The following is a 23,785-nucleotide window of genomic DNA, read 5'->3' on the forward strand; positions in this document are numbered from 1 at the left end:
CGAGGACCTGGATCGGTCGATCCGGATGGTGCTGCTCACCGCGCCCGGGGAGCGGTTGATGCGTCCGGACTTCGGCTGCCGGATCTGGGACCTATTGTTCGAACCGGTCACCGGCAACCTGCTCGGCCTGATCGCCGAAGCCGTCCGGGATTCCCTCGCCCGCTGGGAACCGCGGATCGTCGTCGACGACGTGCAACCGGTCATCGACGCCGACGACGCTGCGCTGATCCGGATCACCATCAGCTACCGGGTCCGGGTGACCAACGACCGGCGCAATCTGGTGTACCCGTTCTACGTCATCCCGCACGAGCCGGAAGTCTGAGCCATGCCGCTGCCCGCCCCCAACCTGGACGACCGCACCTTCCAGGACATCGTCGACGAAGCCAAGCGGCTCATTCCCCGGTTCTGCCCGGAGTGGACCAACCACAACCTGTCCGACCCGGGCGTGGCGCTGATCGAGCTGTTCGCGTGGATGAGCGAGATGGTGCTGTTCCGGCTCAACCAGGTGCCCGAGCGGCTCTACGTGCACTTCCTGAACCTGGTCGGCATCGAGCCGTTCCCGCCGTCGGTGGCCCATGCCGACCTGACCTTCTGGCTGTCGGCGCCGCTGGACCAGCCGGTCGCGGTGCCACAGGGCACCCAGGTGACCACCGCGCTGAGCACCACCGCGGCCAACGCCGCCCGCGAGCCGGTCATCTTCACCACCAGCTCCGAGCTGGTGATCAGCCCGCCGGTGTTGCGGGCCGCACTGACCAGCACCGCGGCCGACGACCGGGTCACCGATGTCTGGGACGACCTGCGCTACCCCAACGTCACCGCCACCTGCTTCGCCTCCACCCCGCTCGCGGTCGGCGACGCGTTCTACCTCGGCTTCGCGCATAGCCTGGCGGGCCTGGCGATTCGGTTGACGGTGGCCGCCGATGCCGAGGGGATCGGGGTGGATCCGGAGAACCCGCCGCTGGTCTGGGAGGTGTGGAGCGGCGAGTCCTGGATCGCGGCACTGAAGCACTCCGACACCACCGGCGGCCTGAACCGGGCCGGCGAGATCGTGCTGCTGATCCCGATGCGGCACCAGCTGCTGACGATGGCCGGCAACGCCGCGTTCTGGTTGCGGGCCCGGCTGATCGCGCCGCGGCCGGGCCAGCCGTCCTACCAGGCCTCGCCGCGGATCGGCTCGCTGACGGTAGCCGCGATCGGCGGCACGGTCGGGGCGGAGCACGCCCAGCACGCGCCCGGCGAGGTGATCGGGCGCAGCGACGGCACGCCGGCCCAGTCCTTCGCGGTGAGCCGGGCGCCGGTGCTGCCCCGCTCCGACGGCGAGCACGTGGTGGTGATCGACCGGGGAGTGGCCACCGCCTGGCAGGAGGTCGAGGACTTCACCCGGTCCGGCCCGGACGACCCGCACTACCTGTGGGAGAGCGGCGGCGGGGTGATCCGGTTCGGCCCGCGGGTGCGCTACGCCAACGGGGTGGTCCGCCAGCACGGCTCGATTCCCCGTGACGGCAGCGAGATCACCGTCACCGGGTACCGGCACGGCGGCGGCGCCAGTGGCAACGTCGGGGCGCGCACCCTCACCGTGCTGCGCTCGACGGTGCCCTACGTCTCCAGCGTCTCCAACCGGCACCCGGCCACCGGCGGGGTGGACCCGGAGACCGTGGCCGAGGCGAAGGTGCGCGGCCCGCTGACGTTGCGCACCGGCCAGCGCGCCGTCACCGCCGGTGACTTCGAGCGGCTGACCAAGGAGGCCTCCATCGAGGTGGCCCGGGCCCGCTGCCTGCCGGCCGCCACCGGCAGCGGCCCGGTGCGGATGCTGGTGGTTCCGCAGGTGCGTACCGACCCGCGCCAGCACGCGCTGGACGACTTCGCGATCTCGGTGCCGCTGCTGCGCCAGATCACCGAGCACCTCGACGAGCACCGGCTGGTCGGCACCGCCGTCGAGATCGGCACTCCGTACTACCAGGGCGTCAGCGTCGTCGCCCTGGTGCACACCCCGCCGGGCCGGCCGGCGCCGCTGGTGCGGCAGCGGGCGGTCGACGTGCTGACCCGCTACATCAACCCGCTCACCGGCGGCGCCGAGGGCATCGGCTGGATGTTCGACACCGACCTCAACAGTTCGGTGGTCGCCCAGCTGCTGGAGTCGGTGGAAGGCGTCGAGCGGGTCGAGGAACTGCTGCTGTTCGAGTACGACCTGCGCAGCGGGCGGCGGCTGGGCAGCGGCCGGGACACCATCCGGCTCAAGCCGCACTCGCTGTTCCTGTCGGCCAAGCACCAGGTGGTCGTGCGTTGAGTGATTTTCGATGAGCGTCGAACCGATCGGCGGGACGGCGGCGGGACTGACCGGCAGCGGCGCGGTGGCCCGGGCCGGCCGGCCGCTGCCGGACTCCGTACGTACCCGGCGCCGCCCGGCCCGGCATCCGAACTGGCTGGTCAACCAGATGCCGATCGGCATGCTGGACAGCGACGAGGGCTTCTTCGTCCGGTTCCTGTCGCTGTTCCAGGAGCTGGGCACCACGCTGGTGGAGGGCGCCGACAACATCGAGAACGTGGTGGACCCGACCGTCGCCCCGGACGCCATGGTGCGCTGGATGGGTTCGTGGATCGGCGTCGACTCGGTCGACCCTTCGCTGCCCCGGGAGCTGCAGCGGATGATCGTGCGCAGCTCGGCTCGCACCATGAGCTGGCGCGGCACCCGGGCCGGCCTGGAGCAGTTCCTGGAGATGACCAGCGGCGGTCCAGCCGAGGTGGTCGACGGTGGCGGCATCTGGCGGGAGGGCGAGGCACCGGCCGACACCGCGCACGTGACCATGCGGGTGGCCTCCACCGGCTGGCTGGAGGAGGGCGACTTCGTCGCCCTGGTGCGCGACGAGGTGCCGGCACACGTCCGCGCGGAGCTCTGGATCGGCGACCGGCGGGTATGGTCATCGGCTGTGGAGGCCGGCACATGACCGTCGCCCGGGGCACCGATGCCGAGGCGGGACAGCCGGCCGACCAGATGCCGCTGGCCGACCAGGTGCCGCCGGCCGGCGCGCTGCCGCCTGCTGACCAGGTGCCGTGGACGGCGTCCTGGGAGTCCACCCCGCCGCCCGGCCTGACCGACGCCGAGCTCGCGACCGAACAGCAGCTGATCGCCCGTCGCTACCCGGCAGGACCCTCCGATGCCACCCAGGTACTGCCGGCGATCCCGGCCGCCTCGGTGCCTCCGGAGCCGCCGGTTTCGTCCGCGGCACCGGCCCGGGTCCCGAACGCCCCGCAGCACCCGGTGGCCATCACCTGCCCGGACTGCGGAGCGTCCGCGATGGTGGAGCTGACCCGGCGGGACGCGCTGGACTTCTGCCAGCGGTGCGACTTTCCGCTGTTCTGGGCACGGGATCAGGTGGTCATCGGCGATCCCGTCGACAGCAACGACGACGCGCTGCGCCGGCTGCCCGGCACGCTCGGCCGGGTGGTGATCGCCTCGCTGCCGTGCCCGCACTGCAACGAGCCGAACCTGCCGACCGCCAGCCTGTGCGTCCGGTGCGGGCTGAGCATGCAGGCCAGCGCGCCGCCGCCACCGCCCCGGCCGGTTCCGGTGCTGCTGCCCGAGCCGCCGATGGAACCGCTGGAGGACGAGCCGCACCACTGGTGGATCTGGCTGCTGGTGCTGCTCACCCTGCTGCTGGTGGCCGGCATCGTGCTGCTGGCCGCCCAGCCGTGGAACTGACAGCACTAACAGCATCGACGGCACTGGTTCCATAAACCGGTGGACTACCTGACCCTGGCCGGCGAGGTGCACGCCGAGCTGGAGGTGAAGCGGTCGAGGTTTCTGGCCACGGTGCGGCGGGTCGCCGACGAACCCGCCGCGCTGGAGCTGGTGGCCGAACACCGCCGGCTGCACCACGGAGCGCGCCACTCCTGCTCGGCGTTCGTGCTCGGCCCGGGCCAGGCGCTGGTCCGGGCAAGTGACGACGGCGAACCGTCCGGGACCGCCGGCGTGCCGATGCTGAACGTGCTGACCGGCATGGGCCTTTCCGACGTCGCGGCGGTGGTGACCCGGTACTTCGGTGGCACGCTGCTCGGAGCCGGCGGCCTGGCCCGGGCCTATTCGGGAGCGGTGTCGAAGGCGCTGGAAGACGCGGCCCTGGTCCGGCGCCGGCTGCAGGAACTGTTCCGGCTGTCGGTCGACCCCGGACAGGCCGGCCAGCTGGAATCCGCCCTGCGCGGCAGGGGAATTACCGTGGCCGAGGTGCGGTACGCCGCCACCGAGGTGCTGCTGACGGTGGCGGTGCAGCCGGACGCGGCGGGCTCGGTGCGGCAGCTGGTCGGCTCGCTCACCTCGGGCGGCACGGTGCTCGAACCGGCTGGCCAGGCCTGGGTGGACCAGCCGCTCTAGAAGTCACCGCCGGTGGGCAAATGGAGCGACTTTCGACCCGAACAAGACCTTTCGCCGTTGGCCGGTACCGCGCGGCACGGCTCGTTAAGATCCGCCGCATGACCAACGTCGTCTACTGGCCGGACGTCAGCCACTACCAGGTGAAGGTGAACGACCAGTTCGCCCGCCCGTTCCTGATGTTCAAGGTCTCGGAGGGTACGACCTATGTCGACCCGAATGCCGCCGCCAACGGTGCCTGGTGCCGTGCCAACGTCGGCCGTGGCAAGAAGCTCGTCGGTTACGGCGGCTATCACGTCTGGGCGCCCGGCAACGAGCAGGCCCAGGCCAACCTGTTCTTCGCGAACGCCCCGGTCAACCCGTACCTGGTCGCGATGATCGACGTCGAGTCCTGGGGCGGCAAGAACAAGGGCGACAACTCCAAGAGCATCACCGCGCTCGCCAACCTGTTCGCGGCCAAGCTCGGGCAGCGCCGGGTCAAGGTGTACGGAAATTCCGGCGACCTGGCCAGCCTGTACCCCACCCGGCCGTCCTGGCTCGGCGTCATCAAGGCCCGCTACTCCAGCGCCGCGCCGCCCGAGCCGTGGGTGGGCTGGCAGTACACCGACGGCTCGACCCAGTGGCCGGTGCTGTCCGGCTGGCCGCGCTCGTCCGCGCCGTTCGGAAACTGCGACCACAACGCCTACTACGGCACCGTGCAGCAGTTCGCGGCCGAGTACGGCCTGCCGGCGCCGGCCTAGCCGCTGAGGGTTCACCCGGCAGCGCCGGACAACCGGGTCAGTCGAGCAACCGGGTCAGTCGAGCAGCTGGGCGGCGTGCCGCAGGTCGGCGACCAGCCCGGCGTACATCTCCTCGCGGGCGTCACCGGCCCGCAGGATCGCCGACGGGTGGACGGTCACCACTACCAGCGGGTCCACCTCAGCGGGCTCCGGCAGGTGCAGCACCTCGCCGCGGTGCTGGCCCAGCCGGAACGACGGGCCGAACAGCGACTGGCTGGCCGTCGCGCCCAGCGCCACCAGCACCGCCGGCCGGACGGCCCGGAGCTCGGCGGCAAGCCACGGCCGGCAGGCCACCACGTGGCTGCGCTTGGGTGTCTGATGGATGCGCCGGCTGCCCCGCCGGGTGAACGCGAAGTGCTTGACGGCATTGGTGAGGTAGCTGCGGGCCGGGTCGACCCCGGCCTCGGCCAGCGCCCGGTCGAGCAGCTTGCCGGCCGGGCCCACGAACGGTTCGCCGCGCTGGTCCTCCACATCGCCCGGCTGCTCGCCGACCAGCATCATCGGCGCAGCCGCCGGGCCGCGGCCGAAGACCACCTGGGTGGCGTCGGCGTACAGCTCGCACCCGCGGCAGCCGGCGGCCGCCTCGGCCAGCGCGGGCAGCCGGTCGGTGTCGGGCAGGTACGGCTCGGCGGTACTGGTGACGACCATCTGCGTCCCTTCGCAGAACGCGGTCCGCGCGGGCTGGGCGGCCTGGACAACTCAGTCCGAGATCCTACCGAGCAGCCAACCCGCCCGGACGAGCATGCTGGAGGCATGACCGACACGACTACCGAGTTCACCCGCTCCGGCCCGCACTTCACCGACCGCATCACCGCCCGATCGAGCGCCACCGACGGCCCGGACGGCAACGGCGAGTGGCCGGTGGTGCCGGGCCGGTACCGGCTGGTGGCCAGCCGGGCCTGTCCGTGGGCCAGCCGCGCCATCATCGTGCGCCGGCTGCTGGGCCTGGAGGACGCCCTCTCGCTGGCGATCGCCGACCCGATCCAGGACGAGCGCAGCTGGCGGTTCACCCTCGATGAGGACGGCCGCGATCCGGTGCTCGGCATCCGGTTCCTGCACGAGGCCTACGACGCCCGGGAGCGCGACTACCCGAACGGGGTCAGCGTGCCGGCCATCGTGGACATACCCAGTGGCCAGTTGGTGACCAACGACTACCCGCAGCTGACCCTGGACCTCGAGACCGAGTGGACGGCCCACCATCGGCCGGGTGCGCCAGACCTGTACCCGGAGCCGCTGCGCGCCGAGATCGACGAGGTCAACGCCGCGGTGTTCGCCGACGTCAACAACGGCGTCTACCGGGCCGGCTTCGCGCACAGCCAGCAGCGCTACGACGAGGCCTACCAGAAGCTGTTCGACCGGCTGGACCAGCTCTCGGACCGGCTGGCCGGCCAGCGCTACCTGGTCGGCGAGTCGATCACCGAGGCCGACGTCCGGCTGTTCGTCACCCTGGTGCGCTTCGACGCCGTCTACCACGGCCACTTCAAGTGCAACCGGCACAAGCTCACCGAACTGCCGGTGCTGTGGGCCTACAGCCGCGACCTGTTCCAGACGCCGGGCTTCGGCGACACCGTCAACTTCGACCACATCAAGCGGCACTACCACTGCGTGCAGCACGAGATCAATCCGAGCCGGATCGTGCCGCTGGGGCCGGACCTGTCGGGCTGGCTCACCCCGCACGGCCGGGAACGGCTGGGCGGCCGGCCGTTCGGGGACGGCACCCCGCCGGAGCCGGCGGAACCGGAGTGGGCAGGACAGCTGTAGCCAGCTCCCGGACCTCCCGGCCGGATACCCCCGGTAGGCACGGTACCGAAAGTGGGCAATGATGGGATGGGGCCGCCGTTGGTCCGGATCAGCGACGGCTCAAGGCTTCGGAGGTTGGACAGACAGCTTCCGGAGCCGCCCCACCGCCGGCCATGCCGGATCGGTGGGGTCGGCGCTCGAATTCCGGTCTTACCTGACGGAGCTAGGCTTGAGAAACTGCTGATCCGGGTTTGCAGTCCTCTAACGCACGGCGTGAGAACGCGCGCGGGGGGGGAGGATGTCGTGACGACGGAGCTATCCGAATTCCTGGCCGACCTGGGCAGCCGCCGTCAGCGACTGCTGCAACTGGTCCGCCCGGACGAGCCCGCAGCCCTGATCGAGGAGCTGACCGAGCTCGGTGAGCAACTGATGATCGCCGAGGAGGAGCTGCGCGTCCAGCAGGAGGAACTGGCTGCGGCCGACGCCCGGATGCGTGCCTTGATGCAGGAGCGGGAGGAGTTGTGCGGCGACGCCGCGCAGCCGTACCTGCTGACCGACCGGCGCGGCGTGGTGCTGCGAGCCAATCCCGCCGCCTACCGGCTGATCCGGCAGCCCGCCATCCGGACCACTCCGCGGCCTGTCGCGACCTGGTTCGAGGTGGCCGACCGGCCGGCCATCCGCACCATGATCAGCCGGCTCGCCTCGGGTCAGGATGGTCAGGCTGAGGGGCGGGCGGTGCTGGTACGGGCTGACCGCAGCACGCTCGCCGTGCACGTCACGGTGACCGCCACGACCGGTGCCGACCCAACCCAGCTGGAGCTGCTCTGGCGGCTGGAGGCCGAGCCGACGGACGGCGAGCCGCCCGATCAGCACCGTGCGGAAGCCGACCCGCCGGTGGCCCTGCGGCTGGTGCCCGAGCCGGCGGAGGCCGCCGTCGGGGAGCGTGCCGCCCCGGTGCGGTATGAGCTGGCCGACGACCTGGTCATGCTGGCGGTGGAACTGGCCGGCTGTGAGACCGAGGAGCACCTGCTGTCGGTCGCGGTCGAGGAGGCCCGGCGGCTCGTCCCGCACGCCGAGCACGCCGCGCTGCTGTTACCGCGCCGCCGCGGTCAGTTCGACCGGGTGGAATCGGCCGGTGGGCCGGGGGTGGTCTACCTGCGGCAGGAGATCGACCTGCGGGAAGGGCCCACCTTCGCCGCGCTGGCCGGGCCCTCTCCGGTGCTGGTCGCCGACACCCGGTCCGAGACCCGCTGGAAGGCCTTCGCCGCGGCGACGGCCGGCGCGGGTGCCCGCAGCGTCCTGTCGGTGTCGGTGTCGGTGTCGGTGCCGGCTGGCGACCGGGTGCTGGGCGCGCTGAGCGTCTACGCCTGCCGGCCGAACGCCTTCGACACCGGATCGGCCGCGGCCGCGTCGATGCTGGCGATCCAGCTCGGGCTGAGTCTCGACCACCTTCGCACGGTGCACAACCTGCGGGCCGGTCTCGCCAGCCGCGCGGAGATCGGCGAGGCGATGGGAGTGCTCATGGAACGCCACCGGGTCACCCGCGAGATGGCCTTCCAGATGCTGGTGCGCGCCTCGCAGCACAACAACGTCAAGCTGCACGAGATCGCCAGGAACGTCTCCGAGACCGGTGAGAACCCCCGCATGCGCGACCAGCGATGACCGGACCGGCGCCGGCCGCCGGCACCAACGACACCCTCGTGGTGGTCGGTGCCTCGGCCGGCGGGGTCGATGCGCTGCGCTCCTTCCTGGGCGGCCTGCCCGCCGGCCTGCCGGCGACCGTGCTGGTGGTGCTGCACATCCCGATGGGGACCGGCAGCATGCTGCCCGACATCCTGCAGCGCGCCGGAGCCCTCCCCGCGGCGTTCTGTTCGCCGGGCGAACGGCTGCGCGCCGGCCGGGTGCTGGTGGCGCCGCCGAACCACCACCTGGTGGTGCGGGACAACCGCGCGCACCTCACCCACGGGCCTCGCGAGAACGGTCACCGGCCGGCCGTCGACGTGCTGTTCCGCAGCGCTGCCCGGGCGGCCGGCAGCCGGGTGATCGCGGTGGTGCTGTCCGGCATGCTGGGCGACGGCACCGCGGGGGCGGTCGCCGTCCGACAGCGTGGTGGGCTGGTCGTGGTCCAGGATCCGGCGGACGCCAGCTTCGCGAGCATGCCGCAGTCGGTGCTCGACCAGCTCACCCCGGACGCGATCGCGCCGGCGGCCGAGTTGGGCAAGCTGGTCGCGGACCTGGTGGAAAACCTGGACGCCGGCGCCGGGCCGCCCGGGCCGGTGCGGTTACTGGAGTACGAGGTGGACATCGCCGAGCTGGACGAGCAGGCGATCAATGCCGACGCCCGGCCCGGCCGTCCGGCCGGCTTCGGCTGCCCGGACTGCGCCGGCTCGCTGTTCGAGATCGAGGAGGCCGGCATGGTGCGCTACCGCTGCCGGGTCGGCCACGCCTGGTCCCCGCACGGCCTGCTGGTGGAGCAGAGCCAGGCCCTGGAGACCGCCCTGTGGACCGCGTTGCGGGCACTGGAGGAGCGCGCCGCGCTGAGCCGCGAGCTGGCCGCCCAGGCGGCTGACCGTGGCAGCACGCTCAGCCGCCAGCGGTTCCTGGAACAGGCTGACGAGGCGACCACCTCGGCAAGCCTGGTCCGGCACCTGCTCGAGGTGCCGCCGCCGGCCGGCGCGGACAGCGCTATAGGCTCAGCGGCCGAAAGCTGAGCAGCGCCAACCTGCGGTCGAGTCGCCACGAGGGAGGCGAGCCATGTCGGAGACGGAGAACCCGGCGCCGGACAGCGAGGAATGGGACGGCGACGACGATCCCGACGGCCCGGAGCCCGCGGAGCTGGCCGAGGATCCGCAGTTCGAACGGTTGTTGCAGTTCCTCAAGGAGAGCCGGTCGTTCGACTTCACCGGCTACAAGCGCCCCAGCCTGATGCGCCGGGTGCGCTACCGGATGCGGGAGCTGGGCGTCCAGACGTTCGAGGACTACCAGGACATGCTGCAGCTCGACCCGGACGAGTTCACCGCGCTGTTCAACACCATCCTGATCAACGTCACCAGCTTCTTCCGGGACTCTGAAGCCTGGCAGACGCTGCGCGAGGACCTGCTGCCGGCAATCCTGCAGGCGTCCGGCAGCGCGCCGATTCGGGTGTGGAGCGCGGGCTGCTCGGCCGGTCAGGAGGCGTACTCGGCCGCGATGCTGCTGCACGACCTGATGGGTGGCGACTTCCGCGAGCGGGTGAAGATCTACGCCACCGACGTGGACGAGGAAGCGCTGAACCAGGCCCGGCAGGCTTCCTACACCGAGCGGGAGATCCGCGGCCTGCCCGAGTCCTACCGGGAACGCTACTTCGATCTGAACAGCGGCCGGTACGTCTTCACCCCGGACCTGCGGCGCAGCGTGATCTTCGGCCGCAACGACCTGACCCGGGACGCCCCGATCTCGCGGATCGACGTGCTGCTGTGCCGCAACACGCTGATGTACTTCAACGCCGAGACCCAGTCCCGGATCGTCAACCGACTGGCGTTCGCGTTGCGGCCCAACGGCGTGCTGTTCCTGGGCAAGGCCGAGATGCTGCTCAACCACGCGTCGATCTTCGACCCGGTCGACCTCAAGCGCCGGTTCTTCCGCCGGGCCCGTTCCGACGTGGCCGAAGGAGCCGGCTTCGGCAGCGCCGGCCATGCCCCGATACGGGCGGTGCTTGCCGACAACGCGGCCCAGCTGCGCAACCAGATCATCCTGACCAACCCGGTGGCCCAGATCGCGGTGGGCGCGGACGGCCGGCTGGCCATGATCAACCACCGGGCCAACGGCATGCTGGGCCTGTCCGACCGGGATCTCGGACGCCCGTTCCAGGATCTGGAGGTGTCCTACCGGCCGCTGGAGCTGCGTACCCACCTGGCGGCGGTCGCCGAGAGCCGCGTTCCGGTCTGGTTGCGGGAGGTGGAATGGTGGCGCGGCGGCGGCCTGGACCCGGTGTTCGTCGATGTGCACATCGTGCCGCTCACCGACCACACCGGTGACGTGCTCGGCGCCTCGATCAGCTTCACCGACGTGACCAGGGCCCGGCACCTGCGGGTGGAGGTGGAGGCCGCGAACCGGCAGCTGGAGACCGCCTATGAGGAGTTGCAGTCCACCAACGAGGAGCTCGAGACCACCAACGAGGAACTGCAGAGCACCGTCGAGGAGTTGGAGACCACGAACGAGGAACTTCAGTCCACCAACGAAGAGCTCGAGACCATGAACGAGGAGCTGCAGTCGGCCAACGACGAGCTCCAGATCACCAACGAGGAGCTGCGCGACCGGACCCTGGAGATCAGCGCGCTGAACCGCTTCCTGCAGTCGATCCTCGGCAGCCTGGAGGCGGCGGTGATCGTGCTGGACCGGGATCTGGTGGTGCAGGTCTGGACCCGGCAGGCACACGACCTGTGGGGACTGCGCGCCGACGAGACGGTCGGCCACCACCTGCTCAACCTGGACAGCGGCCTGCCCACCACCGCGCTGCACCCGTGGCTCCGCTCGGTCATCACCGGACAGGTACCGGCCGTGGTGGGCCAGCGGGTGCAGGCCGTGAACCGGCGCGGCCGCACCATCGACCTGCGCATCACGGTCAGCGCGTTGCAGGGGGACGAGGACGCCCCGGCCGGCGCGCTGGTCCTGATGGAGGACGTCTCGGACGTCGACAGCTGAGCCGGCGCTACTACTCCGGCGGTTCCTCGGGCTCGCCGGGCAGCGGTGCCGCCCACCGCTGGGCGTGCTCGCGCAACGTGGCCGCCCGGCCGGCCACCTCCTCGGCGTTGCCGTTCCCGCCGCCGGTCGTGTCGCGGAGGTAGCGCAGCATTGCGGCCTGCTCCTCCAGCGCCGCCACCGCACCCCACAGCTTCGCCTCGGCGGTCTCGGCCTGCGCGGCGGACAGCGTCTGCGGGCTGTACTGGTGGCCGACGTGGCAGCGGAAGTAGCTGATCTGCGGCAGGTCCACCTGGGCCAGCGAGCCGCCGCACTCGGGACACACCATCCGGGTCAGCCTGCTCTCGCCCTCGGCCAGGTAGCCGGGGTCGCTGTCTGCCATTCCCATGTCTGCCTCCGCATCGTGGATGTGCATCGGGGCTGTGCCGGTGGCGCCGGTCACCCGCGCGAGCTGGTCGAGCACGCCCTGCGCGAGGTCCTTGGCCGGTGCCGCGATCGCACCCGCCGCCGCCGCCAGTGCCGCGGCCGGCATGCCCGCGAAGGCCGCCTCCGCCGGATCCTGCACCAGTACCCGGCCGCCGGCCCGGGCGACCAGCGCGGCACCCACCGCGCCGTCGTCGAGCACTCCGGACAGCACCACTGACACCGTCCGCCCGGCCGCCCAGCGCACCGTGCTGGCAAACAGCACGTCGATCGCCGGGCGGTACCGGTTCACCCGTGGGCCGTTGCGCAGCTGGATCCAGCCGTAGCCGGTCAACAGGTGCCGCCTCGGCGGCGCGACATAGATGCGGCCACGCCGGATCGGATCGCCGTCTTCGGCCATGCCGGCCGGCAGCGGGCCGGACCGGCTCAGGATGCTGGCCAGCTGGCCGGACGCGTGGTCGCCCCGGTGCACCACGATCAGTACCGCGGCCGGCAGCTCGGCCGGCAGGCCGGCGACCAGGTCGAGCAGTGGCGGAAGGCTGCCGGCCGAGCCGCCGATCACGACCAGTGCCTGAGGGGTCTCGTCTCCCGTGCCTGGAGGCGGGGGAACCGTGTCACGCCGGTTGAACCGGGTCATCGTGCCTCCCACGGCAAGGACCGGTAGCGCTAGGCGTCGAACGCTGCCTCCACCGTAGTACCCGGCTGGTGCCGGCCACGGAGCGGGCGTCACGGTGTGACGCCGGAAGTCACGCCGTAGGGGTGTCAGGCAATTTCCAGCAGAGGAGCAGCACCCATGACCACCGACGTCGCCATCAGCCAGACCACCCGCACCGCGCGCGAGCTGGCCGGCCAGCTCATCGACTTCCTGGAGACCGGCACCGCCACCGACGGGCTGTTCGCGCCGGACCTGTTCACCGACTTCACCATGCCCACCTGGCGGTTGCAGGCCGACACCGCGGAGGGATCGGTCGACCTGCGCCGGGCCGGCCACCCGATGGTCGGCCGGGTGCCGCGGTCGCGGTTGGACCTCACCGAGCGCGGTTTCGTGCTCGAGGTCGAGGAGAACTGGCAGGCGAACGGGGACACCTGGTACTGCCGCGAGCTGTTCCGCGCCGACGTGGTGGACGGCTCGATCGCCGAGCTCGCGGTGTACTGCACCGGCGACTGGAGCAGCGCCCGGGTGGCCGAGCACCGTGCCGCGGTGACGCTGATCCGTCCCTGAACAGCCTTGTCCGTTCGCAGTTCGTCCGGGCTGAATCGGTGACCCGGCGGCGGGAGGCGCCCTACCCTGTCGGGCATGGGCGGCCCTGCTGAGCGAGGAGAGCTGGTCCGGGCGTTCGAGGCCGGCCGGGCGACGGGGGACGTCGAGGCGATGGCGGCGGCAGCGCTGGGGCTGGCCGGCCAGCACCACTTCGGCACCCAGGCCGGCCGGACGCCTGCCTACCTGCACGAGGCGTACCGGCTGGCGTCCGGTTCGTTGCGGGTGCGGCTGGCGGCAGCGCTGGCCCGTACCTGGGTCTACGGCTCGGAGCCGGCCCGCGCGGTGCCGTTCGCGGCCGAAGCGGTGGCGGCTGCGGAGTCCGTCGCCGATCCGGCGCTGCTGGCCGAGGCGCTGGACGCCGACCTGCTGGTGCACTGGGGTCCGGACGATCTCGCCGACCGGTTGCGGATCACCGCGCGGTTGGAGGACACCGTCGCGCACCTGCCGGAGGTCGAGGCGCGGTTGTCGGCGCACCTGTGGCGGTTGACGACGGCGCTGGAAAGCCTGGATCCGGTGGTGCTGCAACGGCAACTGCGGGCGCTGGACGAGCTGGCCGAGGAGTCGGGCTCAGCGCGGGTGCGGCTGTTCGCGGTGTCGCGGCAGGCGACCTCGGCGTTGATCGCCGGTGACCTGGATGCAGCCCGGGCACTGATTCTCCAGACCGAGCGGGTCGGCGCGGTGGCCGGCGAGGCGGACACCGAGGCGCTGCTGCACGAGCTGGGGGCGCACGTCGCCCTGCAGTGTGCTGATCTTGCCGGACTGGCGGAGCAAGCGGCGGCGTTCGAAGAGTTCGGTGTCTCGCAGGGCGTCGCTTCGATCGCGGCCGAAGCTGCTCGGTTGTGGCTCGCCGCCGGATCTGCCGACCGGGCCCGGGCGCTGCTAGACCGGCTGGGACCGTTGGGCGCGGTGCCGCGAGACGTCGACTGGCTGCTCACGGTGTGCGTGCTGACCGAGGTGGCTTGCGGTGTGGGTGCTCTACCGGTTGCCGCGGAGGCGGTCGAGCTGCTGGCGCCGTATGCCGGGCGGGGTGTGGTCAACGCCGGCGGGGTCGCCTTCATCGGCGTGGTGGATGACTACCTGCGGATGGCGTGCGCTGCCTTGGGTCTGGCAGAGGAATCGGCTCGGTGGGCAGCCGGTGCGGCGGCGGGCTACCAGCGGATGGGGGCGTCCTGGTGGCTGCGCCGGTTGGCTGGTGTTGTTCCGGTATTGGCTGGACGTTCCGAGGTGCTGCAGTTCAGCCCTGGTGCGGGCGTGTGGACCGTCGGCAATCCGGAGCGGCCGGTCACGCTGCCGGAACGGAAGGGATTCCGGTACCTGGCGCTGCTGCTGGAACGTCCGGGTGTCGAGGTGCCGGCGCTGGAGCTGGTGGCGGCGGTTTCCGGCCACTCCGGCGCGGTGGTCGCCGAGGGCGGGGTCGGTGAGCTGGTCGACCGGCAGGCGCTGCAGGCCTACCGGCGCCGGATCGCCGAGCTGGACGAGGAGCTGGCGGAGGCCCGGTCCTGGTCGGACGATGCGCGGGCGGCCGCTTTGGCCGCCGAGCGGGGGATGCTGCTCGACGAGGTGTTCGCTGCTACCGGGCTGGGCGGCCGGCGCCGGACGGCCGGGTCGGCCTCCGAACGGGCCCGGGTGGCGGTGCAGAAGGCGATTGCCTCGGCTGTTGCGGCTATATCGGCTGCTGATCCAGCAGTCGGCCGCCTGCTGCGCGACACCATCCGGACTGGTACGGGTTGCTGCTACGAACCTGATCCGTCCCGCCCGGTGCGTTGGCTGCTTGAGGGTCAATCTCGCGCGCAGAGCCCGGGCTAGCTGCCTTCTCGGTCGGATGTGCCTGGCGGGCCGTAGCTCGACGTGTTGCACTCGTGCTGGATACGATCAACGCTATGGCGATTACGGTGACCACAAGCGTTTACGTCGGAGGGCAACCCCAATCTACTGAGACGTACGAGAGCGGGATAGAAGCCGTTACCTCAAACGGAGAGTTGCATATCAGGCGTCATGGTGGCGATGTAATTGGTGTCTATGCTCCAGGGGCGTGGATCTCAGCTCATGAGGACGGTTCCAAAAAGGCCAAGTACGCCTGAGCGTTGCCTTGGCCGGATTGGTTGTCACAAGAATCGGCCTGCGCAACTAGAACTACCTATGACCAGCAGTTTTGTCAGACCTCCCCTCTAGTGTCTGATGTATGGAAGTGCTGGCTGAGAGTCGTCCCACCCCATCTTTGATTGGACTTTCTGCTTCGGCGAGTGAGTATCTGCGCAGTATTGATTCCTCTGGACTCGCGCAGCTGTCTGATGGCGATGTGCTGACAGAGCTACGAGAACTGGAAACACTGCGCCGCCGGTTGGCAGCAGCAGACCATGCGCTCATTGCCGAGATCGATCGGCGCGGGCTGGCCGGCCGGCTGGTGATGCCGTCGGCTTCGGCGGTTCTGCAAGGCGTGCTCAGGCTGTCACCGCACGAGGCCAAGCAACGTGTCACCGCCGCTCGCACCTGCGGGCCGCGGGTCACCCTGACCGGCCAGCCGCTACCACCGCTGCGGCCGCTGCTGTCCGACGCCCAGGCAGCCGGGCAGGTATCGTCCGAGCACACCAAGGTGATCCTGGCCGCTCTGGATGCATTACCGGCAACCCTCAGCGTCGAGGACGGCCTGCTTGCCGAGAAACATCTGGTCGAGGCAGCGCTCACCCTGCGACCGCGCGAGGTCAGGCTGCTGGGTCATCGGCTGGCTGCCTACCTGCATCCCGATGGCATCCTCGCGCCCGACAGCGAGCAGCAACGACGCCGGAACTTCACGCTGCTGCCCAATGCCGACGGCAGCTACACCGCCACGGGGCGGCTCACCCCGGCCTGCGGTGCACAACTGCTCGCGTGGCTGACGCCCCGGTCGGCGCCACGGCCCAGCGACGACGCCGGACCGGACCCGCGCTCCTACGGTCAGCGGATGCACGATGCCCTGGAACAGCTCGCCGGCCTGGCGATCCGGCGCACCGAGCTGACGGAATCCGGCGCGCCGGCGCAGGTCATCATCAGCATGACGGCCGACCAGCTCAGCACCCGGCGCGGGCTCGCCGAAACCTCCTTCGGTCACCTGCTCACCGTCGACGACGCGTTGCGCCTGGCTGACGAGGCCAGCCTGCACTTCCTGCTACGCGACCAGCACGGCGCCGTTCTCAAGCACGGCCGTGCCAAGCGCATCGCGACCCGGGCCCAGACCATCGCCCTGACTGCCCGAGACCGCGGCTGCAGCTTTCCCGGCTGTGATCACCCACCAGAACACTGCCAGCGGCACCACGTGGTGAGCTGGGCCGACGGCGGCACCACCGATCTGGACAATCTCACCCTGCTCTGCGGCTACCATCATCGGGAATTCGATCGAGGCGGATGGGCATGCCGAATGATCGACGGCCAGCCGCACTGGATTCCACCCGTCTGGATCGACCCGGCCCGAGCCCCGAGGCGCAATTCCAGGATCAGCCGGCAATGAGGACCGGGCTCAGTTCACAGCGCGCAGCATGGCGTGTTCCCATCTTGGGCCTAGGCTCGGCTGCTGCCGGCATGGGATACCGTTTCGACCATGGCAAGCAAGGATCCGTACGAACTCCTGGGCGTTCCACGCGACGCTACGGACGAGCGGATCCGCGCTGCCTACGAGCTGGAGGTCAACCGCGCGACGCGCGAGGGTGCCTTCCGCTACGCCGCCGAACTGGCCACTGCGTACGAGACGATCTCGAATTCCCGCCGGCGGGCGCTGTACGAGCGGCACGGCCTCACCGCCATCCGGGAACGGTCGCCCGGCAGCGCACCGCCACCTCGGTCGTGGCGCGCCGCGCCGGCCGGACCGTCCCGAAGAGGCCGCCGCCGTTCCCGCCGCTGGCTGAAGTGGGTGCTGATACTCCTCGCAGCAGCAGCGCTCATCGGGCTGTTCGCGCTGATCGGAGCTCAGTAGCCGCTGACCACCAGGTCCGCTGCCTGCGCTGGTTGTTCCGCCTGCTCGTAGTAGTCCTCGGCGGCTGCCCACCGTGCGATCCAGCCCGCGTCGTTCTCGCCCCGCGCATACAGCCGTGCCTGCCTCAGCTCCCGCGGTGTGTCGACATAGACGGAGAAATCCCAGTACCCCCGCAGCTCCCGGCGGAGCAGGTAGACACCCTCGACCAGCACGACACCCCGCGGTTCTACGGAAACCCAACCGTCCAAGGTGTTGCTTTCCCAGTCGTAGCGCTGGAAGCGAGCAACCTGCCCGGCCCGGAGCGGCCGCAACAGCTCGCGCTCCACCCGCTGATGGTCGAAGTAGCGTTCGTAGCCCTGCTGCGGCGTCCACGAACGCCAGTCGCGTTCCTCCGGGCCGTAGAAGTCATCGCCGTGCACCAGGGTGATGTCCGCCGAGCGCGCCGCCAACTGCCGGGCCAGTGAGGTCTTGCCGGACCCACCCAGGCCCTCTATGCAGACCAACGAGACCCTTCCGGCGGACGGGCCAGGAAGCCGGCTCAGGACAGCCGTGAGCACGTCCTCGCCGTACGGCATGACCACCCCGGCTCAGGGAACCGTCTGGATCTGGATGGTGACCGACTGCGCAACCGTCGCCGCGGTGACCGTCACGTGCACCGTGCCGCTCTGGGTGGTGGTGACGGTGGTGCCGCCGGCCCCGGTCGTGGTGGTCGTCTTGGTGGCGGTCAGGTCGTATTCACCCGGCGGCAGCTGGCTAAAACCGGCCACCCCCTTGTTGTCGGTGATGTCGTCGGTCGGCGGGGTGACCGCGGTGTCCACCGGGGCGGCGCTCACCGTGGCACCGTCGACCAGGGCCCCGCCGGTCTTCTGCCGGACCGTGATCGCCAGCGAACCGCCCTTCTCGTTCAGGGCAACCGTCGCCGCCACCGGGGTACTCGACGAGGCCCCGGACGACACCGAGGCGGTCGCGGTGCTCCAGCCCACCCCGTAGCTCGTTCCCGGGTCGGCGGTCAGGGTGTACGACAGCGCCGGCTGCACCCAGATCGACGTGACGTTGCTCAACGACGACGTCGAGGTCGGGAAGTTCGCCGAGCTGTAGAGCGTCACCGAGCCCTGCTTGACGGTCAGCGCCACGGTAGCCGGCACCGGGTTGGTGTCCAGCGCCAGCGCGGTGGCCAGCACCTTCAGGTCGAGCTGGTTCTCCACGATCGCGAACGCGGCGGTGGTGTCCAGCCCGGTGCCGGTACCGGACACCGTTATCGCATAAGGCGAAGCGGCGGTGACCTGCACCGGCGTGGCACCGGTCGACATCACCCGTCCGTTGTGGTTGTCGGGCAGCTCGATCCACACCGTCCACGAGCCCGACGGCACCGAGTTGAACGTGGTGGTGTACGAGGGCGCGGTGCCGGTCATCGTCTGGGTGGCCTGCGGCGGGTTGCTCGTCACCGGGCTGGCCGTCAGGTGCACCTTGGCCCCGTCCACCGCAAAGCCGTTCGACGCGGTGAAGGTGACCACCACGTTGTTCTTCACCCGGTCCAGCGACGGGCTCAGCGTCGGGTTCTGCCCGGAACTGACCGAGGTCGGGACGTTCAGCGTGACGTAACCGGTCTTGGCGAACCGCACCACGTAGGAGTCCTCGGTCACCGGGCTGAACCCGAAGAAGCCGGTACCGGCGCTGCCGCCGCTGGTGGTGGTCTTGACCACGCTCGAGTCGCTGATCCGGATCAGGCTCACCGTCACGCCGTCCATCGGGCTCGCCACCTGGCTGGTGCCCTGCTCACCGGACACGATGCCGGAGATCGAGCTGGTTCGCACGTCGGTGCGGATGTAGATCGTCTGGTTCGCCACCCCGACGAACACGGTGATCTGCACGTTCAGGGTGGCGATGTTCGGACCGCTGATCTGCAGCGTGTAGGCGGTCGGCACGATAGCGGGAAACGCGTACAGGTTGCTGGTGGTGTCACCCGGCGCGGACTGGGTGACCGAGGCCTGGCTGCCATCGGTCGAGGACAGCACCAGGGTCGCGTTGGTGACCAGGTCCGCCGCGGCGTTCGAGTCGGAATCGGCCACGCCGACCTTGAGGTTCACCTTGTTGGCGTCGAGTTTCAGCAACCGGGTCGAGTCGGTGTCGCCGGTCGTCACCTGGAAGTACTCGCGCTGCTGGGCGGTGTAGCCGGCCGCCGACATGTCCACCACCCAGCCACCGGCGGCCAGGCCGTCCCGGGCGTTGGTGCCGGTGATCCGGAACTGCCCGGTGCTGCTCGAGATCGCGGTGAACGGAACACCCGAAGGGGTCGACGGGCAGTCGGCCAGCTTGGTCGCGCCCGCCCCGCAGTAGGTCGCCGAGAGCAGCACGTTGCCCAGCGCCTGGGTGACGCTGCCGCCGAACACCGCCTGGGTAGTGCCGACGATCGCGCCGCGCGGGTTCAGGGTGGCCACGCACTTGGACTGCGCGCCGGGCGAGATCGAGATGCTGATGGTGCCGTCGGCGCAGGACACCGCGATGTCGGTCGCGGTGCTGCCGAAGGCGTAGCCGGCCGCCTGGATGCGCACCTGGTAGGACGCCCCGGGGACCAGGTTGGCGAAGGTGACGTTGGAAGAACCCGGCGGTGCGGTCTGGGTGACCGGGGTGGCCCCGCCGCCGGACAGCACGAAGACCGCGTTGGTCACCGCCGCGCCGCCGGTGCCCACCGCGGAGATGTCCAGGCTGCCGAGCTGCTGCAGCTCCATCGCCGGCACCACGCAGTCCACGCCCAGGTCACAGCTGAAGTTGACCGTGCTGCTGGCATACCCGGGCAGACTCGCGGTGAGGGTGTAGTTGCCCGGCCGGACCAGGTTCGGCTGGGCGTACTCGGAGTCCTGCCAGCTCAGCGCGCCGTTGTCGTCCACCCCGACGTCCACCGTGCCGGTGCCGGTTGCCTTGCGGTTGACGGTGATCGTGACGTTGCTGCGGTGCACGCTGACATCGACCGGGCTGATCGTCACGGTGCCCGAGATCGGCCGGGCGATCGGCACCATGTTCACGGCGATCAGCGAACCGGTGGTCACCGCCATGCCGGTGACGTTGAAGGCGTTGAACTTGTCGGCGGTGATGGACAGGTCGGCCTGCCCCACCACCAGAGCCAGCCGGGCCCGGGGGATGTCGGCGAGGTTGGTCGCGCACGCCCCCATCCCGGACGTCGGCGCGTTGCCGTCCGCGGTCACCGCGAAGCAGCCGCGCGAGTCGGTGACCACGTTGACCTGGGCCCGGATCGGGGTGGTGCCGGAGTAGGCCACCACGCCGCTGACCGTCACCGAGGCGTTGGCGAGCCCCGTGGTGGTGCCGGTGTAATTGGAGGTCACCCAGCCGATCAGCTGCGGAATGGACTGGGTCATCGCCAGCTGGGTGGTGATCTCCTGGTCCTCGCCGACCGGCACCGACATCGAGCCGCTGTTGGCGCCCCGGGACGCCGCCACGACGTGCGACCCGGCGCCCAGGCCGACGATCCGCACCCGGCCGGCCACTCCGGTGGAGATAGTCGGCTGCGCCACCAGCGGCGCCGGGGTGACGGTGACCGGAACCGGGTCGGTGGCGTTGACCAGCCCGCCCGAGTCGTTCGGCGCCAGCACCGACAGCACCAGCCGGGCCAGCCGGTGCAGGTTCGCGTCGTAGCGCCCGGTGGCGCCCCGGTCCAGGATCACCTGGGCGCCGGCCACCGGCCGGTACTCCGGATTGAGCGGATGCACGTAGACCAGGTGGGTGCCGTGTGCCAGGCCGCGCACCGTGTACGACCCGTCCGAGACCGAGGTCAGCGAGCACTTGCCGGCCGCCGGCACCGGCGCGCAGGTCGGCACCCCGCCCGCGCTGGCCGGCGGGACGAGCGTGCAGGTCGGCGCGGTGGCCGGCACCGGTCTCGCCGGGATCACGATCACGCAGGTGCGGTAGTCCACCTGATGGGCGTAGTCCTGGCCGGTGGGCACCGGCTCGTCCGGGTCGTCGACCTTGGTCAGGTCCGGGCCGGTGCTGAGGTTGCCGACCGCGGCGTTGATGGTGCCCACCACGGTGGCCGACGGGTACAGCGCCAGCTGCGGCGCCGCAGCGATGCCGCCGAGCGGCACCTGGACGTCCACGGTGCCGCTCTCGTAGCCGGGCGCGCTGATCGCCAGGTGATGCAGCCCCGGCAGCAGGCCGGTCACCGGCTGGGCGTCGAGGGAGGGAACGGTGTATTCCTGGCTGGGATCCACCCCGCAGACGATCATCGGATCCGGAGTGCCGCCCGGCGCGCAGGCGGCGTCCACGGCCGCCTGGGAAACGTCCACCCCGACGTCGAGCTTGCACAGGGCCACGTTGGCGGGGCTGCCCGGCGGCAGCAGCGGGTCGTAGGCGTCGGCCTGGTCGCAGCTGAGCGGGCCGCCGCTGCGCGCGTCGGTGACCCGGCCCTTCACGTGCGAGGTGGCCGGCAGCACGCCGCCCGGCGTCTCGGCCAGCTTCAGCACCGCGGTGGCCACCCCGCCGATCTTGGCGGTGACCGTGGCGTAGCCGGTGACCCGGCCGTACATCTCGGCGCTGAGCACGTAGGTGCCCGGCGCCACCCCGTTGAACCGGAACGAGCCCAGCGGGCTGGACACGCTCATCGTCTTGTAAGTGTTGGCGGGGCCGGTCAGCACCAGCCCGACGCCGACCAGCCCGGTGCCGGCCGCGTCGGTGACGGTGCCGCCGACCACCGCGGTGGCGGGGCTGAGCATCGCGTCCGCGACCGCCTTGGACTGCCCGGTGCCGAAGGTCACCTGCTGGGTCTGGGCCAGGTAGCCGTCCAGGGTGTAGCTCACCGTGTAGCTGCCCGGCACCGGCAGGGCCGGCAGGGTGTAGCGGCCGACCGGGCCGCTGGTGACGGTGGTCGCGGTGCGGGTGATCGTCCCGTCGGTCGCGGTGACCGTCACACCACCGACGCCGCCGGTGACGCCGAGGCTGTCGGTGCCCTGCACCAGGCCGACCAGCGACCCCCGGCCGGCCTTCAGGCCCAGGTCCAACGACTTGGACTGGCCGGCCGCCAGGGTGACCAGCGCCGACTCCAGGCTCAGGCCGTCCTTGCTGGCGCTGACCAGGAAGGTGCCGGGGGTGGACAGCCCCTCGACCTTCCAGTTGCCGATGCCGCTGCCCGCCGAGGTGGAGCTGGTGGCGACCACGTTCTGGCCGTCGCTGATGGTGATGGTGGCCCCGCCCACCGGCCCGCCGGGCCCGGTGATCCGGCCGGTCAGGCTGCCCCGGCCGGCGGTCATGGCAACCGGCAGTGGCTCGGCGGCGTCGGCGTCCGCGGCGTTGAGGATGTACTGCCGGGTCTGGTAGCCGGCCTTGGCGAAGGTGAGCAGGTAGTAGCCGGGCGAGCTGACCCCGGCGAACGACCAGGCGCCGTTCTGCCGGGTCAGGGTGGACTGCCGGGCCGAGACCGCCGTCTGCGCGCTGACCGCCAGCTGCTGGGCCGGAATCTTGCCGACCACCGTCCGGCTGGCGGTGATCGCCGCCGCCGACGCGCCGACTGGCTGGGCGCCGGCCGCCTTCTCGTCCACCAGCGAGGTGGGCTGCAGCGAGACCTTGACACCGGCCGGCGCGGTACCGGTGACGATGCCGTTGAGCCGGACGCCGACCGGTTGCGCGGCGGCCGGCGCGGGCTTGGCTGGGGTGCTGGGCTTGCCGGCGCCCGAGCTGGATCCCTTGCCCGGGCTGGTGGCGCCCGGACCGGCCGAGCCGGACGGCTGCCCGCCGGCCTGAGAACTGGCGGCCGTGGAACTGGCGGCCTGCGGACTGGCCTGGTGGCCGCGTACCGACCGGGCCAGGATCGGGATGCCCACCCCGGCGAGCGTCACCCACAACCCGAGGACGGTGGCGATCGCCAGCAGCTTCACCCCGAGCGGGCTGAACATCGGCCGCGAGGTGACCGAGCCGGTCACGCTGGTCGGCGCGCCCAGCCCCCGGGCCGCGACCAGGAACGGGTGCCGGGCCCGGCCGCCGAACATCCGGGGCCGGCTCAGCGTCAGCCGGCCGCGGATCCGGGCCGAGCCGCCGGGCAGCACCTCCAGCCGGTGCCGGCTCAGCCGCAGGTGGGCGCCGTCGGACACCTCGGAGCGCAGCTCCACCCGGGCCGGGCTCTGGCCGGTGTTGCGCAGCAGCACCTCGATCCGGCGGCCGAACACCGCGGTGGAGTCCAGCGGGCTGACCTCCATGCTCAGCCGGCTCGGCTCGTCGACGACCAGCGAGCCCTCGGCCAGCGTGGTGGCGGTGGCGACGCCGCGGCCGTCCGGGTCGCTGGCCTGCACCGCCACCGCGAACGGGTAGCGGGCCGGCAGGGTGCCCGACGGCGGGCGCAGCACCAGCTCGACCACCCGGCTGGCGCCGACCGCGACCGGCCCGACGTGCAGCGGCAACGGCAGCCAGGCCGGGTCCAGGCCGAGCACCGTGACGGTCAGCATCCGGGGCTCGTCGGCCTGGTTGACCAGGCCCAGCTCCACCACGACGGTGTTGCCGGCCCCGGTCCGGCTGACGGCGCGCAGGGTCGCCTGCGGCGGCGGCTCGGCACCGGCCGGCCGGCGCCGCGGAGGTAAGGGCGTGCTCAT

At 71.3% G+C, this 23,785-nt stretch carries 18 protein-coding genes; 14 read left to right on the top strand and 4 right to left on the bottom strand.

Translation table 11 applies throughout. The features are described 5' to 3' along the window. From VLJ82_RS10860 to VLJ82_RS10885, 6 genes are all read left to right on the top strand, one after another. On the top strand, positions 1 to 322 hold a 322-nt coding region (locus VLJ82_RS10860; RefSeq protein ID WP_408663365.1), incomplete at its 5' end, for a GPW/gp25 family protein. Between the two features lie 3 nt (positions 323 to 325). Beyond that, entirely contained in the window at positions 326 to 2,287 is a 1,962-nt protein-coding gene (locus VLJ82_RS10865) for a putative baseplate assembly protein (protein WP_408663366.1), read from the top strand. Positions 2,288 to 2,297: 10 nt separating this feature from the next. Beyond that, positions 2,298 to 2,945 (top strand): phage tail protein, encoded by a 648-nt coding sequence (locus VLJ82_RS10870; protein WP_408663367.1) that lies wholly within the window; start codon positions 2,298 to 2,300, stop codon positions 2,943 to 2,945. Then, positions 2,942 to 3,700: a hypothetical protein gene (locus VLJ82_RS10875; protein ID WP_408663368.1), complete on the top strand. Its 759-nt coding sequence runs from the start codon at positions 2,942 to 2,944 to the stop codon at positions 3,698 to 3,700. The genes VLJ82_RS10870 and VLJ82_RS10875 overlap by 4 nt, the downstream gene beginning before the upstream one ends. Before the next feature lie 39 nt (positions 3,701 to 3,739). After that, positions 3,740 to 4,369, top strand: coding sequence for an IMPACT family protein (locus tag VLJ82_RS10880; RefSeq protein WP_408663369.1), 630 nt, complete (start codon positions 3,740 to 3,742; stop codon positions 4,367 to 4,369). 98 nt (positions 4,370 to 4,467) lie between these two features. Then, positions 4,468 to 5,106, top strand: a complete 639-nt coding sequence (locus tag VLJ82_RS10885) for a GH25 family lysozyme (RefSeq protein WP_408663370.1) — start codon at positions 4,468 to 4,470, stop codon at positions 5,104 to 5,106. Positions 5,107 to 5,160: 54 nt separating this feature from the next. Here VLJ82_RS10885 and VLJ82_RS10890 read toward each other — a convergent pair whose 3' ends face one another. Beyond that, complete coding sequence (locus VLJ82_RS10890) at positions 5,161 to 5,793, bottom strand: UdgX family uracil-DNA binding protein (protein WP_408663371.1); 633 nt, start codon at positions 5,791 to 5,793, stop codon at positions 5,161 to 5,163. A gap of 105 nt (positions 5,794 to 5,898) precedes the next feature. On the opposite strand from VLJ82_RS10890, the gene VLJ82_RS10895 reads away from it, so the two are divergent. The 4 genes from VLJ82_RS10895 to VLJ82_RS10910 all read left to right on the top strand — a co-directional run bounded on the left by VLJ82_RS10895 (position 5,899) and on the right by VLJ82_RS10910 (position 11,568). Then, on the top strand, positions 5,899 to 6,906 hold the full coding sequence (locus VLJ82_RS10895; protein ID WP_408663372.1) for a glutathione S-transferase family protein: 1,008 nt from the start codon (positions 5,899 to 5,901) through the stop codon (positions 6,904 to 6,906). A gap of 282 nt (positions 6,907 to 7,188) precedes the next feature. Beyond that, positions 7,189 to 8,547 carry an ANTAR domain-containing protein gene (locus tag VLJ82_RS10900; protein WP_408663373.1) on the top strand — a complete coding sequence of 453 codons (1,359 nt, stop codon included), beginning with the start codon at positions 7,189 to 7,191 and terminating at the stop codon, positions 8,545 to 8,547. After that, positions 8,544 to 9,596: a chemotaxis protein CheB gene (locus tag VLJ82_RS10905; RefSeq protein WP_408663374.1), complete on the top strand. Its 1,053-nt coding sequence runs from the start codon at positions 8,544 to 8,546 to the stop codon at positions 9,594 to 9,596. Before VLJ82_RS10900 ends, VLJ82_RS10905 begins: the two co-directional genes overlap by 4 nt. A gap of 43 nt (positions 9,597 to 9,639) precedes the next feature. Further along, complete coding sequence (locus VLJ82_RS10910; protein WP_408663375.1) at positions 9,640 to 11,568, top strand: CheR family methyltransferase; 1,929 nt, start codon at positions 9,640 to 9,642, stop codon at positions 11,566 to 11,568. Positions 11,569 to 11,578: 10 nt separating this feature from the next. Here the strand turns inward: VLJ82_RS10910 and VLJ82_RS10915 are convergent, their stop codons facing one another. Further along, positions 11,579 to 12,550, bottom strand: a complete 972-nt coding sequence (locus VLJ82_RS10915; RefSeq protein WP_408663376.1) for a chemotaxis protein CheB — start codon at positions 12,548 to 12,550, stop codon at positions 11,579 to 11,581. Positions 12,551 to 12,781: 231 nt separating this feature from the next. Between VLJ82_RS10915 and VLJ82_RS10920 the strand changes: the two genes are divergently transcribed. From VLJ82_RS10920 to VLJ82_RS10935, 4 genes are all read left to right on the top strand, one after another. Further along, positions 12,782 to 13,210, top strand: coding sequence for a hypothetical protein (locus VLJ82_RS10920; RefSeq protein ID WP_408663377.1), 429 nt, complete (start codon positions 12,782 to 12,784; stop codon positions 13,208 to 13,210). A gap of 75 nt (positions 13,211 to 13,285) precedes the next feature. Continuing rightward, complete coding sequence (locus tag VLJ82_RS10925) at positions 13,286 to 15,055, top strand: hypothetical protein (RefSeq protein ID WP_408663378.1); 1,770 nt, start codon at positions 13,286 to 13,288, stop codon at positions 15,053 to 15,055. Positions 15,056 to 15,431: 376 nt separating this feature from the next. Further along, the gene (locus VLJ82_RS10930; RefSeq protein WP_408663379.1) at positions 15,432 to 16,733 is read left to right on the top strand and encodes an HNH endonuclease signature motif containing protein; all 1,302 of its coding nucleotides are present in this window, start codon (positions 15,432 to 15,434) and stop codon (positions 16,731 to 16,733) included. A 90-nt stretch (positions 16,734 to 16,823) separates the two neighbouring features. Next, entirely contained in the window at positions 16,824 to 17,195 is a 372-nt protein-coding gene (locus VLJ82_RS10935) for a hypothetical protein (RefSeq protein WP_408663380.1), read from the top strand. Here VLJ82_RS10935 and VLJ82_RS10940 read toward each other — a convergent pair. Both VLJ82_RS10940 and VLJ82_RS10945 read right to left on the bottom strand, forming a co-directional pair. Then, positions 17,189 to 17,770 (bottom strand): uridine kinase family protein, encoded by a 582-nt coding sequence (locus VLJ82_RS10940; protein ID WP_408663398.1) that lies wholly within the window; start codon positions 17,768 to 17,770, stop codon positions 17,189 to 17,191. The two genes, VLJ82_RS10935 and VLJ82_RS10940, sit on opposite strands and share 7 nt — an antisense overlap. Positions 17,771 to 17,782: 12 nt before the next feature. Further along, complete coding sequence (locus tag VLJ82_RS10945; protein WP_408663381.1) at positions 17,783 to 23,785, bottom strand: hypothetical protein; 6,003 nt, start codon at positions 23,783 to 23,785, stop codon at positions 17,783 to 17,785.

It is taken from the genome of Jatrophihabitans sp., from assembly GCF_035474675.1.
GTDB lineage: Bacteria > Actinomycetota > Actinomycetes > Mycobacteriales > Jatrophihabitantaceae > Jatrophihabitans_A.

What these genes read in the sequence shown, in the direction of transcription:
- VLJ82_RS10920 (WP_408663377.1), top strand. Translation starts at nt 12,782, where the DNA reads ATGACCACCGACGTCGCCATCAGCCAGACCACCCGCACCGCGCGCGAG.
- VLJ82_RS10875 (WP_408663368.1), top strand. Translation starts at nt 2,942, where the DNA reads ATGACCGTCGCCCGGGGCACCGATGCCGAGGCGGGACAGCCGGCCGAC.
- VLJ82_RS10925 (WP_408663378.1), top strand. Translation starts at nt 13,286, where the DNA reads ATGGGCGGCCCTGCTGAGCGAGGAGAGCTGGTCCGGGCGTTCGAGGCC.
- VLJ82_RS10940 (WP_408663398.1), bottom strand. Translation starts at nt 17,770, where the DNA reads ATGCCGTACGGCGAGGACGTGCTCACGGCTGTCCTGAGCCGGCTTCCT.
- VLJ82_RS10895 (WP_408663372.1), top strand. Translation starts at nt 5,899, where the DNA reads ATGACCGACACGACTACCGAGTTCACCCGCTCCGGCCCGCACTTCACC.
- VLJ82_RS10935 (WP_408663380.1), top strand. Translation starts at nt 16,824, where the DNA reads ATGGCAAGCAAGGATCCGTACGAACTCCTGGGCGTTCCACGCGACGCT.
- VLJ82_RS10910 (WP_408663375.1), top strand. Translation starts at nt 9,640, where the DNA reads ATGTCGGAGACGGAGAACCCGGCGCCGGACAGCGAGGAATGGGACGGC.
- VLJ82_RS10930 (WP_408663379.1), top strand. Translation starts at nt 15,432, where the DNA reads ATGGAAGTGCTGGCTGAGAGTCGTCCCACCCCATCTTTGATTGGACTT.
- VLJ82_RS10890 (WP_408663371.1), bottom strand. Translation starts at nt 5,793, where the DNA reads ATGGTCGTCACCAGTACCGCCGAGCCGTACCTGCCCGACACCGACCGG.
- VLJ82_RS10885 (WP_408663370.1), top strand. Translation starts at nt 4,468, where the DNA reads ATGACCAACGTCGTCTACTGGCCGGACGTCAGCCACTACCAGGTGAAG.
- VLJ82_RS10870 (WP_408663367.1), top strand. Translation starts at nt 2,298, where the DNA reads ATGAGCGTCGAACCGATCGGCGGGACGGCGGCGGGACTGACCGGCAGC.
- VLJ82_RS10905 (WP_408663374.1), top strand. Translation starts at nt 8,544, where the DNA reads ATGACCGGACCGGCGCCGGCCGCCGGCACCAACGACACCCTCGTGGTG.
- VLJ82_RS10865 (WP_408663366.1), top strand. Translation starts at nt 326, where the DNA reads ATGCCGCTGCCCGCCCCCAACCTGGACGACCGCACCTTCCAGGACATC.
- VLJ82_RS10945 (WP_408663381.1), bottom strand. Translation starts at nt 23,785, where the DNA reads ATGAGCACGCCCTTACCTCCGCGGCGCCGGCCGGCCGGTGCCGAGCCG.